Origin of the sequence: Rhodoferax sp., from assembly GCF_025354435.1 — a bacterium.
Lineage (GTDB): Bacteria > Pseudomonadota > Gammaproteobacteria > Burkholderiales > Burkholderiaceae_C > Rhodoferax_B.
This window is the reverse complement of record NZ_JANXMU010000048.1, coordinates 1-26,184: the sequence shown is the minus strand read 5'-3', so window position 1 is coordinate 26,184 and position 26,184 is coordinate 1. Positions and strand designations below refer to the sequence as shown.

Genomic DNA, 26,184 nt, shown 5'->3' with positions numbered 1-26,184 from the left:
TAAGAAAAATGGGATTGTTGAGCCTTGCCATCTGGATACCTATCTTTTTTGGCGTTGTACTTTTGGCCTTAGGCCGTGATGAACAGGCCGGGGCCGTCCGTTGGGTCGCTCTGGTAGGTTCTGTAGTGAGTTTCCTGGTGACTTTGCCGCTGTACAGCGGTTTCAAGCTGGGCACTTCCGTAATGCAGTTTGTGGAGAACACTAGCTGGATTGAACGCTTCAATGTGAACTACCACCTGGGCGTAGACGGCATATCGGTTTGGTTTGTGATCCTGACGGCATTTATCAATGTCATCGTGGTCATCGCCGGTTGGGAAGCCATTACCCACAAGGTCAACCAGTACATGGGAGCCTTCTTGATCCTCAGCGGATTGATGATTGGTGTCTTTTGTGCGCTGGACGGGATTTTGTTTTACGTCTTCTTTGAAGCCACCCTCATCCCGATGTACCTGATCATCGGTATTTGGGGTGGGCCCAACAAGATATATGCAGCTTTCAAGTTCTTCTTGTACACGCTGCTGGGTTCCTTGTTGATGCTGGTTGCGCTGATCTTCCTGTACGTCAAGTCGGGTGGCAGTTTTGATATCGCCAGTTGGCACCAGTTGCCTTTGGATAGTCGCACCCAGGCCCTGCTGTTCTTCGCCTTCTTATCGGCGTTTGCGGTCAAGGTGCCGATGTGGCCGGTGCACACTTGGTTGCCAGATGTGCACGTGGAAGCCCCCACTGGTGGTTCTGCCGTGCTGGCGGCCATCATGCTGAAGTTGGGTGCGTATGGTTTTCTGCGTTTTTCCTTGCCGATTGCCCCCGACGCGGCCCATGAATGGTCCGGCTTGATGATCGGTCTGTCACTCACTGCGGTGGTGTATGTCGGTTTAGTGGCGATGGTGCAGGAAGACATGAAGAAGCTGGTGGCCTATTCGTCGGTCGCCCACATGGGTTTTGTGACCTTGGGTTTCTTCATCTTTAACCCGCTGGGCATTGCGGGCGGCATCGTGCAGATGATCGCCCACGGTTTTGTGTCCGCCGCCATGTTCTTGTCGATCGGCGTGCTGTACGACCGCATGCATTCGCGTGAAATTGCCAGCTATGGCGGCGTGGTCAACACCATGCCCAAGTTTGCGGCCTTTGCCTTGCTGTTCGCCATGGCCAATTGCGGCTTGCCCGCCACGGCTGGCTTCGTGGGTGAGTGGATGGTGATTTTGGGTGCAGTCAAGTTCAACTTCTGGGTCGGTTTCGCTGCCGCCACCGCACTGATTTTCGGTGCCGCCTACACCCTGTGGATGTACAAGCGCGTTTACCTGGGCCCGGTGACGAATGACCACGTGAAAGAGCTGAAGGACATTAACGGACGCGAGTTCTTCATGCTGCTCTTGCTGGCGATCGCGGTATTGGCCATGGGCCTGTACCCCAAGCCTTTCACCGATGTGATGGACGCCTCGGTGGCCGATTTGATCAAACACGTTGCAGTTTCCAAGCTCAACTGACCCCACTGGATTGAGAACGAAAAGATGATTGACACAATCAGTTGGATCACGGTTTACCCTGAAATCGTGCTGTTGGCGATGGCCTGCATCATTGCGCTGGTCGACCTGGGGGTGAAAAGCCCACGCCGCACCGGCACCTATGCCTTGACCTTGCTGTCGCTGGGTGTGGTGGCTATTCTGCAAGGTCTGTACGCCAGCGGCAACACCACCTTGTACGGCTTTGGAAATATGGTCGTCAGCGACCCGATGGGCAATTGGCTCAAATGCTTTGCCACCATCGCAGTCATGATTACTCTGGTGTACGGTCGGCCGTATGCAGGCGACCGCGGCATGCTGCAAGGCGGCGAAATGTTCACCCTGAGCATGTTTGCGCTGCTGGGCATGTCGGTGATGATTTCGGGCAACAACTTCCTGGTCATTTACATGGGCCTGGAGCTGTTGACCTTGTCGAGCTACGCCTTGGTGGCTCTGCGCCGCGACAACGCCACCGCTAGTGAAGCAGCCATGAAGTACTTTGTGCTGGGTGCTCTGGCTTCGGGCTTCCTGCTTTACGGCTTGTCCATGATGTACGGTGCCACCGGCACGCTGGAAGTCGGTCAGGTCTTCAAGGTTATCGCCTCCGGCCAGGTCAAGCACCAAGTACTGGTGTTTGGTTTGGTGTTTGTGGTGGCCGGTTTGGCTTTCAAGCTGGGTGTGGTGCCATTCCACATGTGGATTCCCGACGTGTATCAAGGCGCACCGACCGCCGTAACGCTGATGATTGGTGGTGCCCCCAAGCTGGCGGCGTTTGCCATCTGCATCCGTTTGCTGGTCGAAGGCATGCTGCCGCTGGCGATCGACTGGCAGCAGATGCTGGTGGTCTTGTCGGTAGGCTCCTTGGCGCTGGGTAATCTGGCGGCCATCGCCCAAACCAATCTGAAGCGTATGCTGGCCTACTCCACCATTTCGCAGATGGGCTTTGTGTTGTTGGGCCTGTTGTCGGGCGTGGTCAACGGCAACACCTTGTCGGCTGCCAATGCTTACAGTTCGTCCATGTTTTACGTCATCACCTATGTGCTGACCACCCTGGCCAGTTTCGGCGTGATCCTGCTGCTGGCCCGCGAAGGTTTTGAGAGCGAAGAAATCTCCGATCTGGCTGGTTTGAACGAACGCAGTCCCTTGTATGCCGCGGTGATGGCGATCTGCCTGTTCTCCATGGCCGGGATTCCGCCCATGGTCGGTTTCTACGCCAAGCTGTCGGTGCTGCAGGCGTTGATCGCCTCGGGCTACACCGGCTACATCGCGCTGGCGGTGTTCGCAGTGATGATGTCGCTGATTGGTGCCTTTTACTACCTGCGCGTGGTCAAGGTCATGTACTTCGATGCGCCTATTACTGCGACCACCGTGTCCGCACCTTTGGATGTGCGGGCCGTGTTATCGATCAACGGCGCGCTGGTGCTGATTCTGGGCATCGTGCCTGGCGGCCTGATGACCTTGTGCGCACGGGCAATCGTGTTGACGTTGGGCACCTGACAGATGGGTGCGAGCTGGGTGGCAGGCGGGTGGTTTAAGTGACCCAGACAGTTTCCGTGTGGTTGGTGCTGTTGGCGGCCGTGTGTGCTGCCAATCTGCCGTTCCTGAGCCGTCGCCTGTGTCTCGTGTTCAAGCTGGCCCAGCCCAAGTCTTTGGCCATACGGCTGGGTGAGCTGGTGGCGTACTATTTTGCGGTGGGTGGCCTGGGCTTGCTGCTGGAAAACCACGGCGGGCAGATCGCTCCCCAGGGATGGGAGTTCTACGCCATCACCGGCACCCTGTTCATCACCCTGGCGTTTCCTGGCTTTATTGCCCGGTATCTGCTCAAGCAGCGCACTTAAGCTCTGCTGAACTACCGCCAGCAACGCTGTCGGTTCTTCCGAATGCCCTCCATGCCTACCCCCGACCAGCACCTCGTTGAGCACAAGACCGGTAGTGAAGAGCTGCTCAAGGGTCGTTTCCTGCACGCCTTTCGCGATACTGTGCAACTGCCCGATGGCAGCAGCTCCACCCGTGAATTCATCAAGCACCCCGGCGCGGTGATGGTCATCCCCATGCTGGACGATGGCCGTCTGGTGCTGGAGCGCCAATACCGCTACCCGCTGCAAAGGGTGATGGTTGAATTTCCGGCGGGTAAGCTGGATGCGGGGGAGTCCACCTTCACCTGCGCCCAGCGGGAGTTGCTTGAAGAAACCGGTTATTCCGCTACCGAATGGGCGCGTGCCGGCATGCTGCACCCGGTGATTGCCTACTCCACCGAATTTATCGATATCTGGTTTGCCAGGGGCTTGAGCTTGGGTGAACGCAAGCTCGACGCAGGCGAATTTCTGGATGTATTTACCGCCACCTTGCCCGAGCTGCTGGACTGGTGCCGCCATGGCCAGGTAACCGATAGCAAAACCCTCACAGCTGCCTTGTGGCTGCAAAACCTGGCCTCGGGTGCCTGGTCGCTGGATTGGCAACCCACTGCGTCTGTAGTAGCCTAACCATATGAAAGTCCTGGACCTCCAATGTGCCCACCAGCACACCTTTGAAGGCTGGTTCGGGTCAGAGGACGATTTCCAGAGCCAACTTGTCCGCGGCCTGGTGGAATGCCCGCTGTGCGGCAACAGTCAAATTGTCAAAAAACTCAGTGCCCCGCGCCTGAATCTGGGTGCCGTGCAAGTGTCCGCCAAGACCGATGGTGCACTGGTGGCCGAGCCCAACTCTGCCATAGCCGCCCCGGCACCATCACCCGAAGCCCAAGCCGCCTGGATGAAGATGGTCCGCCATGTCATCGCCAACACCGAAGATGTCGGCAGCCAGTTTGCCGAAGAGGCCCGCAAGATCCATTACGGCGAGCGCAAGGAGCGCAATATCCGCGGCGAGGCCACAGCGGAAGAAACCGAAGCCTTGCTGGACGAAGGAATTGACGTGCTGCCGCTGCCGATTCCTGCAGCACTAAAAAGGCCGCTGCAGTAGCCAAACACGGCTGGACGGCCGTGCTATATTTTTTGCAAAAATAAAGATAGCACGCCACGCATGCAGAATATGCACATGCTGCTGATTCGATGCCAAAAAAATGCCTGAAAACTGCTTATTCAGCGTTTCCAGGCCTTTCCCGAACCGCAGCAGACTGGTCAGCGCCGGCCCACTGCTGCCATAGGGCTTAGGGGTACAAACCGCGCAGTTCGCGGGTGTGCAGAATCCGCTTGCAGGCCACAATGAAGGTGGCGGTGCGCAAGGTCACCTTGTTCTCTTGCGCCACCAGCCAGACGGCGTTGAAGGCTTCTTTCATGATGCGCACCAGGCGGGCGTTGATTTCGTCTTCGTCCCAGAAGAAGCTCGAAAAGTCCTGCACCCATTCAAAGTAGCTCACCGTCACGCCACCCGCATTGGCGATCACGTCGGGCAGCACCAGGATGTTGCGTTCTTGCAGGATGTCATCCGCCTCGGGGGTGGTCGGGCCGTTGGCGCCCTCGATCACCATGCGGGCCGTGATGCGCCCGGCGTTTTCTTTGGTGATTTGCTGCTCCAGCGCAGCGGGGATCAGGATGTCGCAGGGCACGTCCCAGAACGCGTCTTTGGCAATCACCTCGCCACCAGCAAAGCCGCCTACGCCGCCCGTCTCTTTTACATGCTGCAGCAGGGCGGGCACGTTGAACCCGGCTTCACAGAAGATGGTGCCGCTGTGGTCCTGCACGGCCACCACGCGGGCACCGGCTTCGGCAAACAGCTTGGCTGCCACGCCACCCACATTGCCGAAACCTTGCACTGCGAGGCGGGCGGTGGATACGTCCAGACCGATGTGTTTGGCCGCTTCCACGCCCACGGTGAACACGCCGCGGCCCGTGGCTTCACGTCGGCCCAACGAGCCACCCAGATCGACCGGCTTGCCGGTGACCACGCCGGTGGCGGTGGAGCCCTGGTTCATGGAATAGGTGTCCATCATCCAGGCCATGATCTGCTCGTTGGTGTTCACGTCGGGCGCCGGAATGTCCTTGTTCGGGCCGATGATGATGCCGATCTCGCTGGTGTAGCGGCGCGTCATGCGCTCCAGTTCGCCACGCGACAGGGTTTTCGGGTCGACGCGGATGCCGCCCTTGGCACCGCCGTAGGGAACGTTGACGGCCGCGTTCTTGATCGACATCCAGGCCGACAGCGCCATCACTTCCGACAGGGTTACGTCCTGGTGGAAGCGCACGCCGCCCTTGCCCGGGCCGCGCGAGGTGTTGTGCTGCACGCGGTAGCCTTCAAAGTGGGCCACCGAGCCGTCGTCCAGGTGGATTGGCACATCAACCACCAAAATGCGCTTGGGGCGCTTCAGGGTTTCGACCCAGCGTGCCAGGTTGCCCAGATATGGTTCGACCCGGTCCACTTGCTGGAGAAAAATGCCCCACGGACCTACATGGTCCGGGTTCAGGTACGAGGGCAGGGCGTGCACAGTAGGCGCTTGGTTGGACATGGAATAAATCCCTTATGGTGACAGAAAGCCGAAGCTTAAAACCCGCACCACCATCTGTCCAAGGCCAGCTTTAAGGCCATCTATGCAAAAAATGTATGGGGATGAGGGGCCGTTTCAGCCCACCGTGTCCACCGCCAGCAGCCGCCCGGCTTGCACCCGTAGCGGCGGCAGCAACTGGCCGATCTGCGCCAGTTGGCTTTGCACTACCCGGTGGGCTGCATCGGTGGGTGCGGCGCACAAGGCCTCCAGCACAGCCTCTTCGTCGGGTTTGGCGGGCGGCACGGGCTGGCTAGCGGCCAGACTGGTGGCCAGTTCGTCCAGCACCTTGCTGACCAAGGCCGTGGCCTGCTCGGTAGACGCATCGCCCGGGGCGTTTTGCAAAGCCTCGCGGTGCGCGCCCAGGCCCGACAGGTAGTTCAGCAAGGTGTGCGACAGCAGCAAAAACCGCAAGCCGCTGTCGCTGCGGCCCTGCAAAAAGCCGGGCTCCTGGAACAGGTTGGACAGCGCGGTGGACAGGGCCGCATCGGCGTTGTGCGCGTTGCGCCGGGCCGTGCGGTAGGCCAGGTCGTCGCGCTGGCCGCCTTGGCCGCTTTTGTACTGCGCCATGATCTGGCGCAGGTACAGGTTGCAGGTGGCCAGGGTGCGGGCTGCCACTTCGTGCATGCGGCGGCCCTGCCAGTCGGGCAGGATCAAAAACACCGCCAGCCCGGCGATCAGGCTGCCCACCACGGTGTCCACCATGCGCGGCACGATCAGGCCGTAGCCGTCGCCAATCTGGTTGAAGCTCAGCATCACCAGCAGCGTCATCGAGCCCGTGGCCACCGCGTAGTGCCGGGTGCGGTTGCCAAAGAACACCACCCCTGCCGCCACCGCAAACATGGCCTGCAGCAGCAGGCTGGGGAACAGCCGAAACAGCGCCCAGCCCACCACCAGCCCGGCCATGGTACCCACCACCCGCTGCACCATGCGGCGGCGGGTGGCGCCAAAGCTCTGCTGGCAGACAAACACCGTGGTCAGCAAGATCCAGTAGCCCTGGCGCGCATGCAGCCAGTGCAGCAGCCCGTAGCCCACCGCTAACGCAATGCTCAGGCGCACCGCGTGGCGAAACAGCGGCGTGGCCGGGGTGAGCTGCCGCCACACGCGGTCAAACGCATCGCGCAGCGACTGGGGCGAACGGTCCAGCAGCGCGTGGTCTTGCACCTCGGCTTCGGGTGCGGGCAGGCTGGCGCTGGTCAGGCGGGTTTGCAGCGTGCCCAGGTTCTTGGCCAGCGCCGTCAGCGTGGCGAGCAGGCGTTGCCAGTGCGGCTGCTGCAGGCCCTCCAGGTGCGCCAGCGCGTCTTGCAAGTCCTGCTGGGCCTGTGCGCTTACCGTGTCGGGAATCACCGCCACGCGCAGCAAAATCGCCCGCGCCAGCCGCTCGCAGGCATGGCCTTGCAGTTTCAACAGCCGCTGGCAGCGGAACAGCACATCGCTGTGGAAAAACGTCTCGGTCAGCTCGCTGTACGGCGAGTGCGACGAGCTGGCCCGTTCATGCACCTCTTGGGCGATGAAATACAGCCGCAGGTAGTACTGCATGCGGTGGCTGGGCACGGCCTCCAGCCGGTTCAGGATGCTTTCCTTGGTAACGTTCAACGCCGTCACCACCGCGCCGTTGCGCTGCGCCAGAGCTAGGCGTTTGACCTCCTGGTCCACGCCGCGCACCGGCTCGAACAGGGATGCCTTCAGCGTCAAATAACCGCCCAGCACCCGGTACAGGGCCGCCAGGTTTTGCTGCACCGGCTGGTGGGTGAACAGTACGCACCACAGCACCGAAAGCAGCCCGTACCAGGTCGCCCCGGTCAGCAGCAGTGCGGGCTCCAGCCACAGCGCGTTGCCCATGCCGCTGCGCTGGTCCATGCCGATGGTGGTGTAGATCGACAAGATCAGCGTACCGTAGGCAATCGCCTGGTAGCGCGGGCTGATGGCGCCCAGCATGGTCAGGCAAAACGTGGCCAGCACCAGGCTGATAGGGAACAGCACGGGGTGGGGAAACAGCGTCTGCACCGCAAAGGCCGCCAGCGCAAAGCACAGCAGCGTGACCAGCAGGGCTCGCAGCCGCCCGCGCCAGTTGTCGTCGGTCTCGGCCAGGGCGCAGGCAATGGTGCCCAAAAACACCGGCATCACCAGCGCCATCTGGTCGTTCACCCAGCCCACCACCATGGTGGTGCTCAGCGCGATGAAGATGCGCAGGCTGTAGGGAAAAGTGTCCAGCGCCCACAGGCGGCGCAGGGACTGGGAAAGGGGAAGGAAGGGCATGCGGGCGTTGTGTACTATTAAAAATATAGCTGCTAGCGTAGGTGCAATCTGCGCTAGCAGCCTATTTTATGCACAAACCATGCCAAATCCTAGACGGTAAATTGCAGCGCTGCCAGCCGCGCGTACACCCCATCCTGCGCCACCAGCGCCGCGTGCGTGCCCTGTTCGACGATGCGGCCATGCTCCAGCACCACGATGCGGTTGGCCTGCTGTACGGTGGCTAGGCGGTGGGCAATCACCAGGGTGGTACGGCCACGCATGGCGGATTCCAGGGCGGCCTGCACCATGCGTTCGCTTTCTGCGTCCAGCGCGCTGGTGGCTTCGTCCAGCAGTAGCAGCGGGGCGTTTTTCAGCATGGCGCGGGCAATCGCCACGCGCTGGCGCTGGCCACCGCTCAAGCGCACACCGCGCTCGCCCAAGAAGGTGTTGTAGCCCTCTGGCAGGGCGGTGATGAAGGCGTGGGCAAAGGCCGACTCGGCAGCGGCCATCACCTCGGCATCGGTCGCGTCGGGGCGGCCATAGCGGATGTTTTCCATGGCGCTGGTCGAGAACATCACCGCGTCCTGCGGCACGATGCCAATGTGCTGGCGCAGGTCGTTGAGGGCCAGGTCGGGTGTGGCCACGCCGTCTAGCCGGATGCTGCCGTTTTGCGGGTCATAAAAGCGCAGCAGCAGCTGGAACACCGTGCTCTTGCCCGCACCGCTGGCCCCCACCAGGGCCACGGTTTCGCCGGGGGCCACGGCCAGGCTGAAATCGGCGAGGGCGGGCTGCAGCGGGCGCGACGGGTAGTTGAAGTTGATATTTTCAAAAACGATAGCGCTACCTGCAGACGTAATAAGCGCTGGAGTCGGATTTTGTGCAGATTTTATCGGTGACTCGGTGGCCAGCAGCTCCATTAGCCGCTCGCTGGCACCCGCTGCCCGCAGCACGTCGCCATACACCTCGCCCAGCACCGCGGTGGCGCTGGCCAGGATGATCACGTACACCACCGTCTGCCCCAGGTGCCCGGCGGTAATGCTGCCCTGCAAAACGGCCTGCGTGCCCTGGTACAGGCCCCACAGCAGCGCGGCAGACGTGGCGATGATGATGAAGGCCACCAGCACCGAGCGCGCCTTGCTGCGCCCCACGGCGGTCTGGAAGGCCGCGGCGGTGGAGGCGTTGAAACGCGTCGCTTCGCGCCCCTCGGCGGTGTAGCTCTGCACCACGGGAATGGCGTTCAGCACCTCGGCGGCGATGGCGCTGCTGTCGGCCACCCGGTCCTGGCTGGCGCGCGACAGTTTGCGCACCCGGCGGCCAAACCAGGCGCTGGGCAGCACGATCAGCACCAGGATGCCAAACACCTGGGTCATCACCACCGGATTCGTCCACACCAGCACACCCAGCGCGCCCAGGCCCATCACTGCATTGCGCAGGCCCATGCTCAGCGACGAGCCCACTACGGTTTGCACCAGCGTGGTGTCCACCGTCAGGCGCGACAGCACTTCGCCGGTCTGGGTAGTTTCAAAAAACTCCGGGCTCTGGCGCAGTACGTGGGCGTAGACGGCATTGCGGATGTCGGCGGTGACGCGTTCGCCCAGCCAGCTCACGGTGTAGAAGCGCGCTGCCGAAAACAGGCCCAATGCTGCCGCCACCGCAAACAACTCGAAGAAATGGTCGCGCAACGCCAGCACCTGCGCGCCCCGGTCCACGCTGCCGTCGGCACCGGTGTGCACCAGCCCCTGGTCGATCAGCGTGCGCAAGGCCAGTGGAAACGCCAGCGTGGCCGCTGCCGCCAGCACCAGGAACACGATGGCCAGCCCGATACGGAAGCGGTAGGGCAGCAGGAACGGTAGCAGGCCCGACAGCGAGCGCGGGGACCCCTTGGCCCCGGCCGCGGTGGAAGCGGACGCAGAGGTCGGGGAGGGTGATGAGGGGAGTGCAGAGGTAACCATCCCATAAGTGTAGCCAAATCAAATGATCAAACAAACAAAGACTTGACAGTAATTGCTTAGGCAATTAATATTCTGGCCCATGACTACACGCCCAACCCCCATGCCGGAACCTGCGCTGGTGTTCTACGCCGCAGACAACTATGTTGCCGGCGGCACCGGAGTCGGTCACCTGCTGGCGCGCGTCTTCAACATGCTCACCCAGGAGCTGGAGCGTCAGTTCGAGCCCAGCGGCCTGACCAATGCGCAGTGGAAACCACTGTTTAAGCTGTCCACTGGCGAGGTGTCCACCGTGGCCGAGCTGGCCCGTGTGTGCACGCTGGATGCCGGTGGTATGACCCGCATGCTCGACCGCCTGGAGGCCAAAGGCCTGTGCCATCGGGTGCGCTCCAGCGAAGACCGCCGGGTGGTTAACCTGGAGATCACCGAAGCCGGGCGCGATGCCGCCAAGGTCATCCCCGAAGTGCTCAGCCGGGTGCAAAACGCCTACCTCGCAGGCTTCTCGGTCGAGGAGTGGGAGGCTCTGAAAAGCTACCTGCGCCGCATGCTCGACAACGCCAACGATTTCCAACAAGCCCAACAAACAACATCCGCTGCCGGAGAAAACAATGCCTCTTAAATCTATCTCCGCCATGCCCCGCGTGGCTTTCCTGCATGTGCCGCGCCTGGCCTTGGCCGCCGTCGCGCTGGCCAGTTTGGCGGCCTGCGCCAATTTCTCGGGCATCACGCCACAGGCCCAGATGCAGCCCGCCACCGTGGCCGGTGCGTCGGATGTGGCCGCGGTCGATGCCGAGTGGTGGCACGGGTTTGCCGACCCGCAGCTCGACCGCCTAGTCACCCAGGCACTGGACGGCAGTCCCAGCCTGAAGCTGGCGCAGGCCCGCCTGCGCCGCGCCCAAGCCGCCACCGACGGTGCCCGCTCGGCCACATTGCCCCAAGTGGGTGCCGATGTGGAAGGCATGCGCCAGCTCTACACCGCCAACGGCCTGTACCCGGCCCCTTTGGGTGGCGGGATTTACAACAGCGGCACGGCCCAGCTCACCGCCGGTTGGGAGCTTGATTTCTTCGGTAAAAACCGCGCGGCACTCGATGCAGCCCTGGGTCAGGCCAAAGCCGCCCAGGCCGACACCCAGGCTGCCCGCGTGCTGCTGGTCAGCCAGGTGGCGCGTAGCTACTTCCAGCTGTTGCGTCTGAACGGCCAGCTGGAGCTGGCCAACCGCACCCTGGCCCAGCGCAGCGAACTGCTGTCGCTGGTGCGCGACCGCGTCAACGCCGGGCTGGACACCCGCCTGGAGCTGAACCAAAGCCAGGGCAGCCTGCCCGAGGCCCGCCAACAGATCGAAGCCCTGAACGAGCAAATCGCTCTGGCCCGCAATGGCCTGTCGGCCTTGGTTGGGCAACCGAATGCGGCGGATGCGCTGGTACTGCCTGCGCTGTCAGCTATTAAAGCCGCAGCAAATGCGCAGGCCATTCCGGCCGATCTGCTGGGCCGCCGGGCCGACATCGCTGCCGCCCGCTGGCGCGTAGCCGCCGCTGGTGCCGATGTCAGCAGCGCCAAGGCGCAGTTCTATCCCGACATCAACCTGGTCGGCTTTGCCGGTTTCTCCAGCATCGGCCTGGGCAACCTGCTGCATGCGGGTAGCGAGCAGTGGGGCATTGGCCCGGCCATCCATCTGCCGATCTTTGATGCAGGCCGTTTGCGCGCCGGTTTAAAGGTCAAGACTGCCGACCTAGATGCCGCGGTCGAGAGCTACAACGCCGCGCTGATCGATGCCGTGCGCGACGTGGCCGACCAGCTCACTTCGCAGCAGTCCATCGTCCGCCAGCAAACCGAGCAGCGCGCTGCGCAGCAGGCCGCTGAAGCCGCGTACGAGATTGCCGTGCAGCGCTACAGCGCCGGGCTGGGCAACTACCTCAACGTGCTGACATCCGAGACCGCCGTGCTGGCCCAACGCCGTTTGCAGGTCGATCTGGCCGCCCGCGCGCTGGATACCCAGGTGGCGCTGGTGCGCTCCTTGGGTGGCGGCTATAGCGCATCTGCTACTGAATCCATAGCTTCTAGTGCATATTGAATATACGCTAGAGCCCAATTTCTTATAAATTTATCTGAGGTGAACACCATGTCTGACTCCACAAACAACGCCCCTGCTGCCGCCACTTCCGCCAATCCCCAGCGTAAAAAATCCCTGATCACCATCGCCGCCGTGGTGGTGCTGGCCGGGCTGGGCTGGATTGCCTACGATGCCGTCATCGCCAGCCATTACGAAGACACCGACAACGCCTACGTGCAGGGCAATGTGATCCAGATCACCCCGCAGGTCGGCGGCACCGTGATGGCCATCCTGGCCGACGACACCGACTTCGTGAAGGCTGGCCAGCCGCTGGTCAAGCTCGACCCAGCCGACTCCAAGCTGGCCCTGGACCAGGCCGAGGCCAACCTGGCCCAGGCCGTGCGCCAGGTGCGCACCCTGTACGCCAACAACGGCACGCTGACCGCCCAGATCGCCCTGCGCACCGCCGACGTGACGCGCACCCAGACCGACATCGCCCGCGCCCAGGCCGAGGTGGCCCGTGCCCAGGATGATTTGCGCCGCCGCCAGGCCCTGACCGGCAACGGCGCGGTCTCTAAAGAAGAACTCAGCCACGCCCAAACCCAGTTGGCCAATGCCCAAAGCGGCCTGTCCACCGTGCAGGCCAGCGTAGCCGCGGCCCAGGCCGGTGTGGCTGCTGCCAAAGAGCAGCTCACCAGCAACCAGGCCATGACCGACGGCACCAGCATCGACCAGCACCCCAGCGTGCTGGCCGCTGCGGCCAAGGTCCGCGAGGCCTACCTGGCCAGCCAGCGTGCGGCCATCCTGGCCCCGGTGGACGGCTATGTGGCCAAGCGCACCGTGCAGCTCGGTCAGCGCATCGCTGCAGGCGCGCCCCTGATGTCCATCATCCCGCTGAGCCAGGTGTGGGTGGATGCCAACTACAAGGAAGTGCAACTGCGCAACATCCGCATCGGCCAAAGCGTCAAGCTGACCGCCGACTTGTATGGCAAAAAGATGGAGTACACCGGCACGGTAGCCGGGTTGGGCGTAGGCACGGGCGCGGCCTTTGCGTTGCTGCCGGCACAAAACGCCACCGGCAACTGGATCAAGGTGGTGCAGCGCGTGCCGGTGCGCATCGCCCTGGACCCGGCGCAGCTGGTCAGCCATCCGCTGCGCGTCGGCCTGTCAATGGATGCCACGATTGACGTAACCAAGCAAGATGGCCAGATGCTGGCGGAAGCGCCGCGCACCGCCGCCTTGTCCACCATGCAGGTGGGGGCCACGCCAGAGAGCGGTGCCGATGCCGACGTGCAGCGCGTGATCACCGCCAACCTCGGCCACGCCCTGGCCAAGAGCAGCGGCAAGGTGATGGACGCACCGGCCAAGCTGGCAGCCGTCCCGCTCGCCGCCGTGGCGCAAGCGCAGTAAACCTTCCGGACGGATTGCCCTCCCATGTCCACTGCACCTTCTGCATTTGCCTACACGCCGCCGCCCCCGCTAGAGGGTTCGGCCCGCATGTGGGGCACCATCGCCTTGTCCACCGCCACGTTCATGAACGTGCTGGACTCGTCGATTGCCAACGTGTCCCTGTCGGCTATCGCCGGGGACCTGGGCGTCAGCCCCAACCAGGGCACCTGGGTGATTACCAGCTTTGCCGTGGCCAACGCCATCTCGGTGCCACTTACCGGCTGGCTGTCGCAGCGCTTCGGCCAGGTGCGGCTGTTCGTCATCAGCATTTTGCTGTTCGTGCTGGCTTCGTGGATGTGCGGACTGGCCCCCAACATGAGCACGCTGATCGCTTTCCGCATCTTGCAGGGCTTTGTGGCCGGGCCGATGATTCCGCTTTCGCAGGCGCTGTTGCTCTCCAGCTACCCCAAGGCGCTGGCGGGCACGGCGATGGCCATGTGGGCCATGACCACCTTGGTTGCGCCCGTGATGGGCCCGCTGCTGGGCGGCTGGATCACCGACAACATTTCTTGGCCGTGGATTTTCTACATCAACATCCCGGTCGGCTTCCTGGCCGCCGGGGCCGCCTGGAGCCTGTACCACAAGCGCGAGTCGCCGACCCAAAAGCTGCCGATCGACAGCGTAGGCCTGGCCCTGTTGGTGGTCTGGGTGGGCGCGCTGCAGATCATGCTGGACAAGGGTAAGGAGCTGGACTGGTTCAACTCCACCGAGGTGCAGATTCTGGCCGCGGTGGCGCTGGTGGGCTTCTTGTTCTTTGTGGCCTGGGAGCTGACCGATAAGCACCCGGTGACCGATCTACGGCTGTTTGCCCGGCGCAACTTCTGGGCGGGTACGCTGGCCACGTCGGTGGGTTACGGCTTGTTCTTTGGCAACGTGGTGCTGCTGCCGCTGTGGTTGCAGCAGTACATGGGCTATACCGCCACGCAGGCCGGCTTCATCCTGGCACCGGTGGGGCTGTTGGCGATCATTTTGTCGCCGGTGGTGGGCAAGAACATTGCCAAGTTTGACCCGCGCCTGTTTGCCACCATGGCCTTCATCGTGTTTGGCATCGTGCTGTGGATGCGATCGCGCTTCAACGTGCAGGCCGACGAGGCCACGCTGATGGTGCCCACCATCATCCAGGGTATTGCGATGGCGTGCTTCTTCATCCCGCTGAGCATCCTGACGCTGTCCGGTCTGACGCCAGACCGTATTCCGGCGGCTTCGGGCCTGACCAATTTCGTGCGGATCACCGCCGGTGCCATGGGTACATCCCTGGTCACCACGGTGTGGGAAAGCCGCACCACCTTGCACCACGCCCAGTTGACCGAGTACATCAACGTGGGGCGGCAAACCGCTACCGGCGCGTTGAACGGCCTGGCCAGCGCGGGCATGGAGCCGCAGCAGGCGCTGGAAACAGTGAACCGCCTGATCGGCCAGCAAGCAGCGACTTTGGCGGCTAATGATGTGTTCTTTGCCTCGTCCATCCTGTTCCTGTTGCTGATCCCGTTGGTGTGGATCACCCAGCGCCCGGCAGCCATGGGCAAGGCGGCGGCGGCGGCGGCGGCGGGCGCGCACTGATCCGTGGTTAAAATCAGGGCCCGATTCCTTTTACAAGAGCTAGAAAGGCATTCCAGGTTATGACACCGCGAACTACAACCTCTTTGGTTACAAGCACTATCAGGTCGTAGTCCGCGCACCTTGAGTGCATCAAGCTATTTAATTGTGAGCAAGCGTGGTCTGTGTACCGCGCTTTTTGCTTTCTGCAGTTCCGGCATTTAAAGAATTCCCACACCATGATCCACATCACGCTTCCCGATGGCTCCGTCCGCGAATTTCCTGGCCCGGTGACGGTGGCCGAAGTGGCTGCTTCCATCGGCAGTGGTTTGGCCAAGGCCGCGCTGGCTGGCAAGATCAACGGCACGGTCGTCGACACCAGCCACCAGATCACGGTGGACAGCCCGCTGGCCATCATCACCGCCAAGGATGCGGATGGCCTCGACGTGATTCGCCATTCCACCGCCCACTTGCTGGCCTACGCCGTCAAGGATCTGTTCCCCGACGCGCAAGTCACCATCGGCCCGGTGATCGAAAACGGCTTTTTCTACGACTTCTCGTACAAGCGCCCGTTCACGCCCGACGATCTGGTCGCCATCGAGAAGAAGATGACCGCCCTGGCCGCCAAAGACGAGCCCGTGACCCGCCGCGTATTGCCACGCGACGAGGCTGTGGCTTACTTCAAAAGCCTGGGTGAGTACTACAAGGCCGAGATCATCGCCAGCATCCCGGCCGACCAGGATGTCTCGCTGTACCGCGAAGGCGCGTTCGAGGATCTGTGCCGCGGCCCCCACGTGCCCAGCACCGGCAAGCTCAAGTTTTTCAAGCTGATGAAGCTGGCCGGTGCCTACTGGCGCGGCGACCATAACAACGAAATGCTGCAACGCGTCTACGGCACGGCCTGGGCCAGCAAAGACGATCTGCAAAACTATCTGACGCAGTTGGAAGAAGCCGAAAAGCGTGACCACCGCAAGCTGGGCCGTGAGCTGGACCTGTTCCATATCGATGACCACGCCCCCGGCCTGGTGTTCTGGCACCCCAAGGGCTGGACCGTCTGGCAGGGCGTGGAGCAGTACATGCGCAAGGTGTACCAGGACAACGGCTACCAGGAAGTCAAAGGCCCGCAGGTGATCGACAAGACGCTGTGGGAGAAAACTGGCCACTGGGATAAGTACCGCGAAAACATGTTCACCACGGAATCGGAAAAGCGCGAATACGCCCTAAAACCGATGAACTGCCCCGGCCACATTCTGATCTTCAAGCAGGGCATCAAGAGCTACCGTGACCTGCCATTGCGTTACGGCGAATTCGGCCAGTGCCACCGCAACGAGCCATCGGGCGGCCTGCACGGCATCATGCGCGTGCGCGGTTTCACGCAGGATGACGGCCATATCTTCTGTACCGAAGACCAGATTTTGCAAGAGTGCGTGAACTACACCACGTTGCTGCAAAAGGTCTATGCCGATTTCGGTTTCAGCAACATCATCTACAAGGTGGCCACGCGCCCTGAAAAGCGCATTGGCTCGGACGAGAGCTGGGACAAGGCCGAGCATGCCTTGATGGAATGCCTGCGCGCCTCCGGGGTAGAGTTTGAAATTTCTCCCGGCGACGGTGCCTTCTACGGCCCCAAGATCGAATACACCCTGAAAGACGCGATTGGCCGCCAGTGGCAGTGCGGCACCATGCAGGTCGATTTCTCTATGCCCGAGCGCCTGGATGCCGAGTTTGTGGGGGAGGACGGTGCCCGCCATCGCCCGGTCATGCTGCACCGCGCCATCCTTGGCAGCTTGGAGCGTTTCATCGGCATTTTGATCGAGCAACATGCGGGCGCGCTGCCTACTTGGCTGGCTCCGGCGCAGGTTTCCATCCTCAATATCTCCGAGTCACAGGACGCATACTGTCGTGAAATTGCCAAAACGCTGCAAGATCAAGGGCTTAGGGTGCAATTGGATTTACGCAATGAAAAAATAACGCGTAAAATACGTGAGCATTCGATGCAAAAGCTTCCTTACATCTTGGTCATTGGTGACAAAGAAAAAGAAGCTGGGTCCGTCGCAGTGCGCGCCCGGGGCAATATTGACCTTGGTGTGATGTCGCTACAGGACTTCCAGTCCAAAATTGCCAGTGACATCGCTCTGAAACTGTAGTTTTTAAATAAACCTAGGCTTTAGTGCACGCCCTGTCTGCGGTAGTTGCTATATTTATTATAGCATTCTGATTTTTAAGGATTTGAGCCATCGCTACTGAATTTCGTGACCGCCGTCACCGCGAAGAACGCAAACACCGTCTGAACCGTGAAATCATGGCCCCGGAAGTTCGTCTTTCCGGCCCGGAAAATGAGCCCTTAGGCATCGTCAGCCTGATGGAGGCTTTGCGTTTGGCCGGTGAATACGATGTGGATCTGGTTGAAATTGTTGCCACGGCGAACCCGCCGGTCTGTCGTTTGATGGACTACGGCAAGTTCAAATACCAGGAACAAAAGAAAGCGGCCGACGCGAAGTCCAAGCAGACGGTGATAGAGATCAAGGAAATCAAATTCCGTCCCGGTACTGACGATGGCGACTACAACATCAAGATGCGCAATATCAAGCGTTTCCTGGCCGACGGCGACAAGTGCAAGATCACTCTGCGTTTTCGGGGGCGAGAAATCACCCACCAGGAAATCGGTATGGCCTTGCTGCAACGCATCCGCAACGACTTGCAAGACCTGATCATCGTGGAGCAGTTCCCTAAGTTGGAAGGCCGCCAGATGATCATGATGATCGCGCCCGGCAAGAAAAAGCCAGCGTCCAGCAAGCCTGCAGCGGAAGCCGCGCCAGCGCCTGTCACGGCATCGTAAGAATTTCAGCCCACAGGCTTCGGCTTGTGGGTTGTAAATGCAGAGAAACGCAAGTTTCCCTGCCCAAAATAGCGGGTCAAACCGCTGTTTTGAAAGTGAAAAGCGCGAGCAATTCACTAAGAAGTGGCTCGGGGCCAACAAGTCTGGGATCGGTTTCCAGCGCCTCACGAGCACAATGAACAGGAGCATTGAAATGCCCAAAATGAAGACCAAGAGCGCGGCGAAAAAACGCTTTCGCGTTCGTCCAGGTGGTACCGTTAAACGCGGCCACGCCTTCAAACGTCACATCTTGACCAAGAAGACCACCAAAAATAAACGCCAGTTGCGCGGTACGACTGCAGTTCATGAGACCAACATGGGTCACATGGCGCAGATGCTGCCCGGCCGTGGTATTTAATTTAACGACGAACAAGGAGTAAATACATGCCTCGCGTCAAACGTGGTGTAACGGCTCGCGCCCGCCACAAAAAAGTTCTCGCCCTTGCAAAAGGTTTCCGCGGTCGCCGCGGTAATGTTTACCGCGTCGCCAAAGAAGCGGTAATGAAGGCTGGGCAATATGCCTACCGTGACCGTCGGACCCGCAAGCGAGTGTTCCGTCAGCTGTGGATTGCCCGTATCAACGCCGCTGCGCGTGAATGCGGTCTGACCTACAGCCAGTTCGCCAATGGCCTGAAGAAGGCAGCCATCGAGATCGACCGCAAAGTGCTGTCCGATATCGCTGTGCACGACAAGGCGGCTTTTGCCAGCATCGTGGAGCAAGTCAAGGCCCGTCTGGCTGCTTGATTCCCCACGCTAGTTTGCTATTCTTTGAGTAGCATTCTGTGCAAGTAAACCAAGGGCTAGAGCTTGAAAAAGCGCTAGCCCTTTGTCATTTCCAAGAGATCTTATGAACGAGTTGGACGCGATTGTCAGTGCAGCACACAGCAGTTTCCAGGGGGCCAGCACGCCCGCCGATCTGGAGAATGCCAAAGCCCAGTTTTTAGGTAAATCCGGCCGCATCACCGAACTGATGAAGGGCATGGGGGCCCTGAGCGTAGAAGAAAAAAAATCACGCGGTGCCTCCATCAACCTGGCCAAACAAGCCATCGAAGCCGCCTTGACTGCGCGCCGCAAAGCCTTGGCCGATGCCGAGCTGGAGCAGCAACTCAAGGCTGAAGCACTCGACGTGACCTTGCCAGGCCGCCAGCGCGGGCAGGGCGGTTTGCATCCTGTGTCTTTGACGCTGGAGCGCATCGAGGCCATCTTCGGCTCCATGGGTTTTGAAGTGGCCCAGGGCCCCGAGATTGAGTCCGACTGGTTCAACTTCACCGCACTGAACACGCCCGAAGACCATCCCGCGCGCTCCATGCACGACACGTTTTACGTCGAAGGCGGCACAGCCACTGCGCCCAACCTGCTGCGGACCCACACCAGCCCGATGCAGATCCGCCATGCGGTCACGCATGTCAAGAAACACCGCGCTGCGATCGATGCGAGCCAGGTGATGCCCGAGATTCGCGTGATCGCGCCCGGCCGTACTTACCGCGTTGACAGCGATGCCACCCACTCGCCGATGTTCCACCAGTGTGAAGGCCTGTGGATCGGCGAGAACGTCAGCTTCAAAGACCTGAAAGTGGTCTTCACCGATTTCTGCCGCACCTTCTTTGAATCGGACGACCTGGTGCTGCGTTTCCGCCCCAGCTTCTTCCCGTTCACCGAGCCCAGCGCCGAGATCGACATCCAGTTCCAGAGCGGCCCCCTGTCGGGCCGTTGGCTGGAAGTGGCGGGCTCCGGCCAGGTGCACCCGAACGTGGTGCGCAATATGGGTCTGGACCCCGAAAAATACATCGGCTTTGCCTTTGGCATGGGCCCCGACCGTCTGACCATGCTGCGCTACGGCGTGAACGACCTGCGACTGTTTTTTGATGGCGACATCCGTTTCCTCAGCCAGTTTCAATGATTCTTCAGCCGTACTAGATAGACCAAACCATGCAATTTCCTGAATCCTGGTTGCGCGCTTTCTGCAACCCCGACCTGACCACCGAGCAACTGGCCGAGACCTTGACCATGGCCGGGCTGGAAGTCGAAGAACTCAAACCCGTGGCCCCGCCGTTCACCGGCATCGTCGTGGGCGAAATCAAAACCGCTGAACAACACCCCAATGCGGACCGCCTGCGCGTCTGCACCGTGGATGTCGGCCAGCCCGAGCTGCTCAACATCGTGTGCGGCGCACCGAATGCCCGTGTGGGTATCCGCATACCCTGCGCGCTGGTCGGTGCCGAGTTGCCTCCCGGCGAAGACGGCAAACCTTTCCTGATCAAGGTCGGCAAGCTGCGCGGCGTGGAAAGCCAGGGCATGCTGTGCTCGGCCCGCGAACTCAAGCTGTCCGAAGACCACGGCGGCCTGCTGGAGTTGGCAGCCGATGCCCCCCTGGGCCAGAACATCCGCGAACACCTGGCGCTCGACGACACCTTGTTCACTCTCAAGCTCACGCCCAATTTGGCCCATTGCCTGAGCGTCTATGGTGTGGCCCGCGAAGTCGCCGCGCTGACCGGTGCGCCTCTGCTGCAGCCCAGCTTCCCTGCGGTGCCTGTCAAGATTACCGACCGCGTGCCGGTCAAGATCAGTGCCCCCGATCTGTGTGGCCGTTTTTCGGGCCGTGTGGTGCGCAAAGTCAACCCCAAAGCCGCCACCCCGCAGTGGATGGTGGACCGCCTGTCACGCTGCGGCCAGCGCAGCGTGACAGCGCTGGTGGACATCTCCAACTACGTGATGTTCGAACTGGGCCGCCCGTCGCACATCTTTGACTTGGACAAGATCCATGGCGGGCTCGACGTGCGCTGGGGCCAGTCTGGTGAACAGCTCAAGCTACTCAACGGTAATACCGTCACCATCGATGAAAAAGTCGGCATCATCGCCGATGACCGCCAGGTCGAATCGCTGGCCGGCATCATGGGCGGCGATGCGACGGCGGTGTCGGACGACACGGTCAACATCTACGCTGAAGCCGCCTTTTGGTGGCCCAAGTCGATTGCGGGCCGTTCGCGTCGCTACAACTTCTCTACCGACGCAGGCCACCGCTTCGAGCGCGGCGTGGATGCCAGCTACACGGTGGAGCACCTGGAGCGCATCACCCAGCTGATTCTGGATATTTGCGGCGGCGAAGCCGGTCCGATGGACGACACCCAGGTCAACGTGCCGCAAGCTGTGCCCGTCACTTTGCGCGTGGCACGCGCCGTCAAAGTCATCGGCATGCCGCTGACCCAGGCGCAGTGCGCCGATGCCTTGACCCGCCTCGGCTTGCCGGTGGTGGAGGGCGATGGCGTGCTAATCGTCACCCCGCCGTCGCATCGCTTCGACCTGACCATCGAAGAAGACCTGATCGAAGAAGTGGTACGCATGGTGGGCTACAACCAGTTGCCCACCACGCCACCGTTGGCCCCCATCACCGCCAAAATCCGGTCCGAAGCGCAACGCAGCCCGTTTGCGGTGCGTCGTGCGCTAGCCGGTTCGGGCTACCAGGAAACCATCAACTTCAGCTTTGTCGAAGAACGCTGGGAGAAGGAGCTTGCGGGCAATCCCAACCCCATTCAGCTTCTCAATCCGATTGCAAGCAAAATGAGCGTTATGCGCTCGTCCCTCATGGGTTCCTTGCTACAGGTTTTGAAGTTCAACCTGGACCGCAAGGCCAACCGGGTGCGGGTGTTCGAACTGGGCCGAGTGTTTTTGCGTGATGCCAATGCCGTGAATTCCGACACCACCGTGGCAGGTTTCCACCAGCCCATGCGGGTGGCGGGTATCAGCTTCGGCGCGGCCGACCGCTTGCAATGGGGCCGTAGCGAACAGGCTGCCGACTTCTTTGACATGAAGGGCGACGTGGAGGCACTGCTGGCCCCGTTGGCCGTTCAGTTTGAGGCGGCTGAGCATCCCGCTTTGCACCCTGGCCGCTGCGCTCGGGTGCTGGTGGCCGGGCAGGCGATTGGTTTTATCGGTGAGTTGCATCCGCAATGGCGACAGGGCTATGACTTGGCGCTGGCACCGGTGCTGTTCGAGCTGGAACTGGATGCGGTGTTGCAACGTCCCGTGCCGGTGTTTGCCCCGGTGGCCAAGCACCAAGCGGTCGAGCGCGATATTGCCGTCATCGTGGAGGAATCAGTGGGCCATGACGCGCTGCTGGCGGCTACACAAGCTGCAGCCACGAATGGTTTGCTGCGCGACACCGTGGTGTTTGATATCTACCGCCCCAAGCCCGTAACCAAAGGTACGGAGCCAGTGTCCACTAGTGGCTTGGCGCAAGGCGAGAAGAGCGTGGCCTTGCGCCTCACGCTCAACAGCACGGATGCCACGCTGACTGAGCCGCAGATCGAGTCTGCGGTGCAGGAGATACTGGCCCAGCTCAGCACGCAATGCGGTGCGCGTCTGCGCGCTTGAGTCCCGCGTTTTTGACCCCACACGACAACCTGGAGAAAGCCGTGGAAATTGCGGTTGAAAGTCTGGAAACCCCAGCCCTGACCAAGGCCCAACTGGCCGATTTGCTGTTTGAGCAAATCGGCCTGAACAAGCGCGAGTCCAAAGACATGGTGGATGCATTTTTTGACCTGGTGAGTACCAGCCTAGTCGAGGGTACAGATGTCAAGATTTCTGGTTTTGGCAACTTTCAAATCCGCATCAAGGCTCCCCGGCCTGGGCGCAACCCGCGTACCGGCGAAGCCATCCCCATCGACGCGCGCCGGGTCGTGACCTTCCACGCCAGCCACAAGCTCAAAGAGCAAATCCAGGGTTGAAAGACTCTTCTTAACGCCAGTGCCCGTGTGATATTTGTCACACGGGCAGCCTAGGTGCTGCGAAGTAATTTTCCGTCCATGTGTTACTTCGGGTAACCTCATCGGTTGCTCACGTATTCCACAGGACCATATTGATTTTTATGGGAAATTCCCTCCCGCCCATCCCCGCCAAACGCTACTTCACCATCGGCGAAGTAGCGGACCTGTGCGGCGTGAAACCGCACGTGCTGCGTTATTGGGAGCAAGAATTTACCCAGTTACGGCCCATGAAGCGGCGTGGCAACCGGCGTTACTACCAGCACCATGAGGTGCTGATGATCCGCCGCATCCGCGACCTGCTATACGACCAGGGCTTCACCATCAGCGGCGCGCGCAACAAACTGCAGGAACTGGTGCAGGGCGAACGCGACAAGCAGCGTCTGGGGGATGTGGTGTTGGATGGCATGCATGCGCTGGACGACGGGGACACGTCGTTTGAGCGCCTGGAAGATGTGGTCACGTTGGACTATGATGAGGCCACCACCCAGCACCTTCTGTCGGTGCGCCAAGAATTATTCGAAATTCGTGACATGCTCTCAGAAGTGCTCTAAACGCAGGCTATAATTCGAGGCTTGATCGGTGTGTGGCGCAGCCTGGTAGCGCACTTGCATGGGGTGCAAGGGGTCGAAGGTTCGAATCCTTTCACACCGACCATATAAATCAAGGACTTAGCTTCGAAAGGGGCTGAGTCCTTTCTTCTTTGTGGCTCCAGAATCATCTATTGTCCCAACCGTTGTCCCAACTGCGGGCAAAGCTGGGGATGACGCAGTCGTATCAAATACACATCGTATCCATTTGCTACTATTTTGATAGCTTCTTACGCAATGAGTACTAAGGCTAGAGGCTGATTTTGTATATAGACAGTGTTGCGCAAGGGTTTGATCAGCTACCGCGATGGCGGCAGACAGTGACGAACCTTCGGCACTCGCAGTTGACGTGTGATCTCCAACAGCGCGGTCATGCCGGGCGCGCTGCCTGTTGAATTGCACTGCGCGCTGGTGGCAGCGCACCCAACCTCACCGCTTTGCTATTGCGTGAGTCTGTAGTTCTGGTCAGTGGCCAATGCGGAGTACCGCAATGGCCAGGCAGCACCAGGCTGTCGCGTAGCTTCGGCCAGCAGCGCGGTCATGCTGGGCGGCCTGTTTTTTGATTGAGCTGCGCTGCGCGCTGTGGGCCAGTCCACTCAGCATCACCGCTTTCGTTTTGCCAGCGCTTTGGTGTCAGTCAGTGCGCGCGGCGCTGCTGCGCCCCGCACAGTTGCCGGGGAGTTACATCGCCAGTGCTTCGTAAGTGTTTGCCAGTGCGCTGGAGCGCAGATAGGGTGTCGCCTCGCTTGCGCCTCGTGCTGGTACAGCCATCGCCTGCGGCACGGCCTGGGCACTGATCGACGTTTGGTGCTGCACTCCCGCTACGGCCACCCGCTGCGCTTTTACATAACGCCGCATTTTGGAAAGTGCTCGCCAGTCGCTGCGCTAAAGCTCCACTTGGTGCCGCCCACCGCTTCGCGCCCTCACGGGTTTCCAAAACAGGCGTTATGTAAAGTGGCCTTCGCTAGCAGCGGGCGCGTCAGCCGTCGGCGCTCCCCGGTCGCATTCGCGCCCTACGCGCCGCCGGCAGTACGCCCTTGTGATCGCGGTGGCACCTGGGCATTAGTCAGGCGCTGCGCGCCGTGTTTTGATCAGTGGCCTACGGCCAGTTATTTGGTGTGTGCCCCCGCCCACCCTTGTGCTTCGCCGCTGCGCCGCATCAGCCTTGCGCGCTGGTCTGCCCGTCCGCCCCCCGTGGGGGCTCCCTCAGCCCGCGCGCCTTTGCTTTTTGGCTTTTGCTACAGGTTTGGTAGCTGGTCACGCACGGAATTTAGGGGCTACAGGCCTAACGGCCTGTAGCCCCTCGCCTTCAGATAATGCCAATGCGGCATCATCGGCGGACTGCTGGTGTATTCATCCGAATAACCTGCCGTACCAAGTCAGCAGCGATCTGAATTAGGTCGGCTGTAACACGCGCCTTCAAAAGCTCGTCATCAAGGCTCTTGGCTTGTACCCAAATCTTGGGAAGCGAGACTTCAAGACATTCCCTATTCGGAAAATTCACCTTGAACGCTGCCCAAAATCCGGTTAGCTGGTCACCGTATATCGCTGGGCACGAAGAATATGGAAGGAGTTCCTCGGGCCACTCAGTTTCTTCCTTCGCTCTGTCCATTGCTTTGTCCCGTTCATAGTTGAACAGGGAGTTTTCAAACCTGCATTCTTCCTCTTCCTTTGAGCAGAAAGTTGAGTCATCGATCCGCCGTTTTTGATCGTCACTCAGCTCGACATAAGGCTTGCCGAATATGGACACTGCAAGATGATCCTCCAGTTTGTGAAGCGCCTTATCGGCCTTGTCTGCACGGATAGCAAAATCAGCTTCAAATTGCGTTTGCCAAACCACTGTGCCGACCAACTCGGTCAGCCCCCGAACGTACAGTCGGTGCCAATCAGTCTTTCTATACCTGAAAAGACTGCCAAAGGCTGCGTCGGCATGTGAAATGCGAATGAGCGGAATGCCAAAGTGCGCAAGGACAGCGTCTTTCAGACGGTCCTTCCGTTGCTGCTTTGGATCATCATGGTGCGGTCCATCGAACTCAACCGCCAACAGCGGTTGGCTTAGTGGCGGCGGCGCATGCACCAAAATATCGACCGATGAGGTCGACCGAATGTGTTCTTCCTCAGATGTGAGCAGGCTGCCGATCAAATCGCTGGTACAAATTCTGTGAAGTGCGACTTCGTGTAAGAGCTTCATGCTTTTACTTTCAAAATGCCGACGCATCTCCTTCTTTGAGGGTTCATCAGCGAACAACCGTTCGTATTCGATGATCCGAACGCCGTTGCGCAGCGACTCTGCAACATCATTTTCAGAGGGATTAATAAGGGATTTTGCTGATGCAGACGATTGAAACTGGAAATCAATTTCGTCGAGAATTACTTTTGCAAAGTCCTCATCGTCCAATAGCGCGTTGTATGCAATATGTGGAACTTCAAGTCGGTCCAGGCACCGCTCCATAGTTTCCTCCGCAGTGTCCAAGACCAATAGCCGCACCGCGCCCCGTGGAGCCATTGTCACAACTGCAAAAAGGACCGAACTTCGCCAGAGCGCGGCTGGCATTGGATGAAGTCTTGGATCAATTATTGCTGTCAGCGGCACACCGGACAGTATTGCCAGTCCACGGGTTGCAAGCTCCCGCTTCAGCCCAACGAATATTGACCATTGACGATCTGACATAACTGAATTCGCCATGAACGCACGGACGTTGTTTTTTCTATATTCGTCTTCCATCCGCAGCAACGCTTTGGCGACGTCAACATCGC

The 26,184-nt window shown here is 60.5% G+C and carries 21 protein-coding genes and 1 tRNA gene; 18 read left to right on the top strand and 4 right to left on the bottom strand.

What is annotated here, in order from left to right; translation table 11 throughout:
• Nucleotides 1-8 precede the first annotated feature (8 nt).
• The 5 genes from Q0T48_RS12785 to Q0T48_RS12765 are packed head-to-tail and all read left to right on the top strand — an operon-like array spanning nt 9 to nt 4,457.
• Nucleotides 9-1,484 (top strand): NADH-quinone oxidoreductase subunit M, encoded by a 1,476-nt coding sequence (locus Q0T48_RS12785; protein ID WP_295956908.1) that lies wholly within the window; start codon nt 9-11, stop codon nt 1,482-1,484.
• Nucleotides 1,485-1,508: 24 nt separating this feature from the next.
• Entirely contained in the window at nt 1,509-2,996 is a 1,488-nt protein-coding gene (nuoN, locus tag Q0T48_RS12780) for an NADH-quinone oxidoreductase subunit NuoN (RefSeq protein WP_295956906.1), read from the top strand.
• Between the two features lie 38 nt (nt 2,997-3,034).
• On the top strand, nt 3,035-3,337 hold the full coding sequence (locus Q0T48_RS12775) for a DUF2818 family protein (RefSeq protein ID WP_295956904.1): 303 nt from the start codon (nt 3,035-3,037) through the stop codon (nt 3,335-3,337).
• A gap of 42 nt (nt 3,338-3,379) precedes the next feature.
• Nucleotides 3,380-3,982 (top strand): NUDIX hydrolase, encoded by a 603-nt coding sequence (locus Q0T48_RS12770; protein WP_295956902.1) that lies wholly within the window; start codon nt 3,380-3,382, stop codon nt 3,980-3,982.
• A 4-nt stretch (nt 3,983-3,986) separates the two neighbouring features.
• Nucleotides 3,987-4,457: a DUF1178 family protein gene (locus Q0T48_RS12765; protein ID WP_295956900.1), complete on the top strand. Its 471-nt coding sequence runs from the start codon at nt 3,987-3,989 to the stop codon at nt 4,455-4,457.
• Nucleotides 4,458-4,644: 187 nt separating this feature from the next.
• Here the strand turns inward: Q0T48_RS12765 and Q0T48_RS12760 are convergent, their stop codons facing one another.
• The 3 genes from Q0T48_RS12760 to Q0T48_RS12750 all read right to left on the bottom strand — a co-directional run bounded on the left by Q0T48_RS12760 (nt 4,645) and on the right by Q0T48_RS12750 (nt 10,166).
• Nucleotides 4,645-5,940: a Glu/Leu/Phe/Val dehydrogenase gene (locus Q0T48_RS12760; protein ID WP_295956898.1), complete on the bottom strand. Its 1,296-nt coding sequence runs from the start codon at nt 5,938-5,940 to the stop codon at nt 4,645-4,647.
• A gap of 114 nt (nt 5,941-6,054) precedes the next feature.
• Complete coding sequence (gene yccS / locus Q0T48_RS12755) at nt 6,055-8,235, bottom strand: YccS family putative transporter (RefSeq protein WP_295956896.1); 2,181 nt, start codon at nt 8,233-8,235, stop codon at nt 6,055-6,057.
• 89 nt (nt 8,236-8,324) lie between these two features.
• Nucleotides 8,325-10,166: an ABC transporter transmembrane domain-containing protein gene (locus tag Q0T48_RS12750; protein WP_295956895.1), complete on the bottom strand. Its 1,842-nt coding sequence runs from the start codon at nt 10,164-10,166 to the stop codon at nt 8,325-8,327.
• 100 nt (nt 10,167-10,266) lie between these two features.
• Here Q0T48_RS12750 and Q0T48_RS12745 point away from each other — a divergent pair, with 100 nt between their 5' ends.
• The 13 genes from Q0T48_RS12745 (at nt 10,267) to Q0T48_RS12685 (ending at nt 23,494) form a co-directional block, all read left to right on the top strand.
• Nucleotides 10,267-10,782, top strand: coding sequence for a MarR family transcriptional regulator (locus Q0T48_RS12745; protein ID WP_295956983.1), 516 nt, complete (start codon nt 10,267-10,269; stop codon nt 10,780-10,782).
• Entirely contained in the window at nt 10,772-12,235 is a 1,464-nt protein-coding gene (locus Q0T48_RS12740; RefSeq protein WP_295956893.1) for an efflux transporter outer membrane subunit, read from the top strand. Before Q0T48_RS12745 ends, Q0T48_RS12740 begins: the two co-directional genes overlap by 11 nt.
• 48 nt (nt 12,236-12,283) lie before the next feature.
• A complete protein-coding gene (locus tag Q0T48_RS12735) occupies nt 12,284-13,624 on the top strand; it encodes an efflux RND transporter periplasmic adaptor subunit (RefSeq protein WP_295956891.1) in 1,341 nt (446 codons plus the stop codon).
• A gap of 24 nt (nt 13,625-13,648) precedes the next feature.
• Entirely contained in the window at nt 13,649-15,223 is a 1,575-nt protein-coding gene (locus tag Q0T48_RS12730; RefSeq protein ID WP_295956889.1) for a DHA2 family efflux MFS transporter permease subunit, read from the top strand.
• A 215-nt stretch (nt 15,224-15,438) separates the two neighbouring features.
• Nucleotides 15,439-17,346: a threonine--tRNA ligase gene (gene thrS / locus Q0T48_RS12725; RefSeq protein WP_295956887.1), complete on the top strand. Its 1,908-nt coding sequence runs from the start codon at nt 15,439-15,441 to the stop codon at nt 17,344-17,346.
• Between the two features lie 89 nt (nt 17,347-17,435).
• Entirely contained in the window at nt 17,436-18,038 is a 603-nt protein-coding gene (gene infC, locus Q0T48_RS12720; protein WP_295956980.1) for a translation initiation factor IF-3, read from the top strand.
• Between the two features lie 193 nt (nt 18,039-18,231).
• Nucleotides 18,232-18,435, top strand: a complete 204-nt coding sequence (rpmI, locus tag Q0T48_RS12715) for a 50S ribosomal protein L35 (protein ID WP_295956885.1) — start codon at nt 18,232-18,234, stop codon at nt 18,433-18,435.
• Nucleotides 18,436-18,461: 26 nt separating this feature from the next.
• The gene (gene rplT / locus Q0T48_RS12710; protein WP_295956883.1) at nt 18,462-18,821 is read left to right on the top strand and encodes a 50S ribosomal protein L20; all 360 of its coding nucleotides are present in this window, start codon (nt 18,462-18,464) and stop codon (nt 18,819-18,821) included.
• A gap of 103 nt (nt 18,822-18,924) precedes the next feature.
• Nucleotides 18,925-19,977 (top strand): phenylalanine--tRNA ligase subunit alpha, encoded by a 1,053-nt coding sequence (gene pheS / locus Q0T48_RS12705; RefSeq protein ID WP_295956881.1) that lies wholly within the window; start codon nt 18,925-18,927, stop codon nt 19,975-19,977.
• A 29-nt stretch (nt 19,978-20,006) separates the two neighbouring features.
• Nucleotides 20,007-22,448 (top strand): phenylalanine--tRNA ligase subunit beta, encoded by a 2,442-nt coding sequence (pheT, locus tag Q0T48_RS12700; protein WP_295956879.1) that lies wholly within the window; start codon nt 20,007-20,009, stop codon nt 22,446-22,448.
• Nucleotides 22,449-22,489: 41 nt separating this feature from the next.
• A complete protein-coding gene (locus tag Q0T48_RS12695) occupies nt 22,490-22,801 on the top strand; it encodes an integration host factor subunit alpha (protein WP_295956877.1) in 312 nt (103 codons plus the stop codon).
• A 140-nt stretch (nt 22,802-22,941) separates the two neighbouring features.
• On the top strand, nt 22,942-23,391 hold the full coding sequence (locus tag Q0T48_RS12690) for a MerR family transcriptional regulator (RefSeq protein WP_295956874.1): 450 nt from the start codon (nt 22,942-22,944) through the stop codon (nt 23,389-23,391).
• A 26-nt stretch (nt 23,392-23,417) separates the two neighbouring features.
• Nucleotides 23,418-23,494: transfer RNA gene (locus Q0T48_RS12685), tRNA-Pro, on the top strand.
• 1,263 nt (nt 23,495-24,757) lie between these two features.
• Here the strand turns inward: Q0T48_RS12685 and Q0T48_RS12680 are convergent.
• On the bottom strand, nt 24,758-26,184 hold a 1,427-nt coding region (locus tag Q0T48_RS12680), incomplete at its 5' end, for a DUF2726 domain-containing protein (RefSeq protein ID WP_295956872.1).

Excerpts from the sequence above, each read along its gene's own strand:
- Q0T48_RS12785 (WP_295956908.1), top strand. The coding sequence starts at position 9 with ATGGGATTGTTGAGCCTTGCCATCTGGATACCTATCTTTTTTGGCGTT.
- nuoN (WP_295956906.1), top strand. The coding sequence starts at position 1,509 with ATGATTGACACAATCAGTTGGATCACGGTTTACCCTGAAATCGTGCTG.
- Q0T48_RS12770 (WP_295956902.1), top strand. The coding sequence starts at position 3,380 with ATGCCCTCCATGCCTACCCCCGACCAGCACCTCGTTGAGCACAAGACC.
- Q0T48_RS12765 (WP_295956900.1), top strand. The coding sequence starts at position 3,987 with ATGAAAGTCCTGGACCTCCAATGTGCCCACCAGCACACCTTTGAAGGC.
- Q0T48_RS12760 (WP_295956898.1), bottom strand. The coding sequence starts at position 5,940 with ATGTCCAACCAAGCGCCTACTGTGCACGCCCTGCCCTCGTACCTGAAC.
- yccS (WP_295956896.1), bottom strand. The coding sequence starts at position 8,235 with ATGCCCTTCCTTCCCCTTTCCCAGTCCCTGCGCCGCCTGTGGGCGCTG.
- Q0T48_RS12750 (WP_295956895.1), bottom strand. The coding sequence starts at position 10,166 with ATGGTTACCTCTGCACTCCCCTCATCACCCTCCCCGACCTCTGCGTCC.
- Q0T48_RS12745 (WP_295956983.1), top strand. The coding sequence starts at position 10,267 with ATGCCGGAACCTGCGCTGGTGTTCTACGCCGCAGACAACTATGTTGCC.
- Q0T48_RS12740 (WP_295956893.1), top strand. The coding sequence starts at position 10,772 with ATGCCTCTTAAATCTATCTCCGCCATGCCCCGCGTGGCTTTCCTGCAT.
- Q0T48_RS12735 (WP_295956891.1), top strand. The coding sequence starts at position 12,284 with ATGTCTGACTCCACAAACAACGCCCCTGCTGCCGCCACTTCCGCCAAT.
- Q0T48_RS12730 (WP_295956889.1), top strand. The coding sequence starts at position 13,649 with ATGTCCACTGCACCTTCTGCATTTGCCTACACGCCGCCGCCCCCGCTA.
- thrS (WP_295956887.1), top strand. The coding sequence starts at position 15,439 with ATGATCCACATCACGCTTCCCGATGGCTCCGTCCGCGAATTTCCTGGC.
- rpmI (WP_295956885.1), top strand. The coding sequence starts at position 18,232 with ATGCCCAAAATGAAGACCAAGAGCGCGGCGAAAAAACGCTTTCGCGTT.
- rplT (WP_295956883.1), top strand. The coding sequence starts at position 18,462 with ATGCCTCGCGTCAAACGTGGTGTAACGGCTCGCGCCCGCCACAAAAAA.
- pheS (WP_295956881.1), top strand. The coding sequence starts at position 18,925 with ATGAACGAGTTGGACGCGATTGTCAGTGCAGCACACAGCAGTTTCCAG.
- pheT (WP_295956879.1), top strand. The coding sequence starts at position 20,007 with ATGCAATTTCCTGAATCCTGGTTGCGCGCTTTCTGCAACCCCGACCTG.
- Q0T48_RS12690 (WP_295956874.1), top strand. The coding sequence starts at position 22,942 with ATGGGAAATTCCCTCCCGCCCATCCCCGCCAAACGCTACTTCACCATC.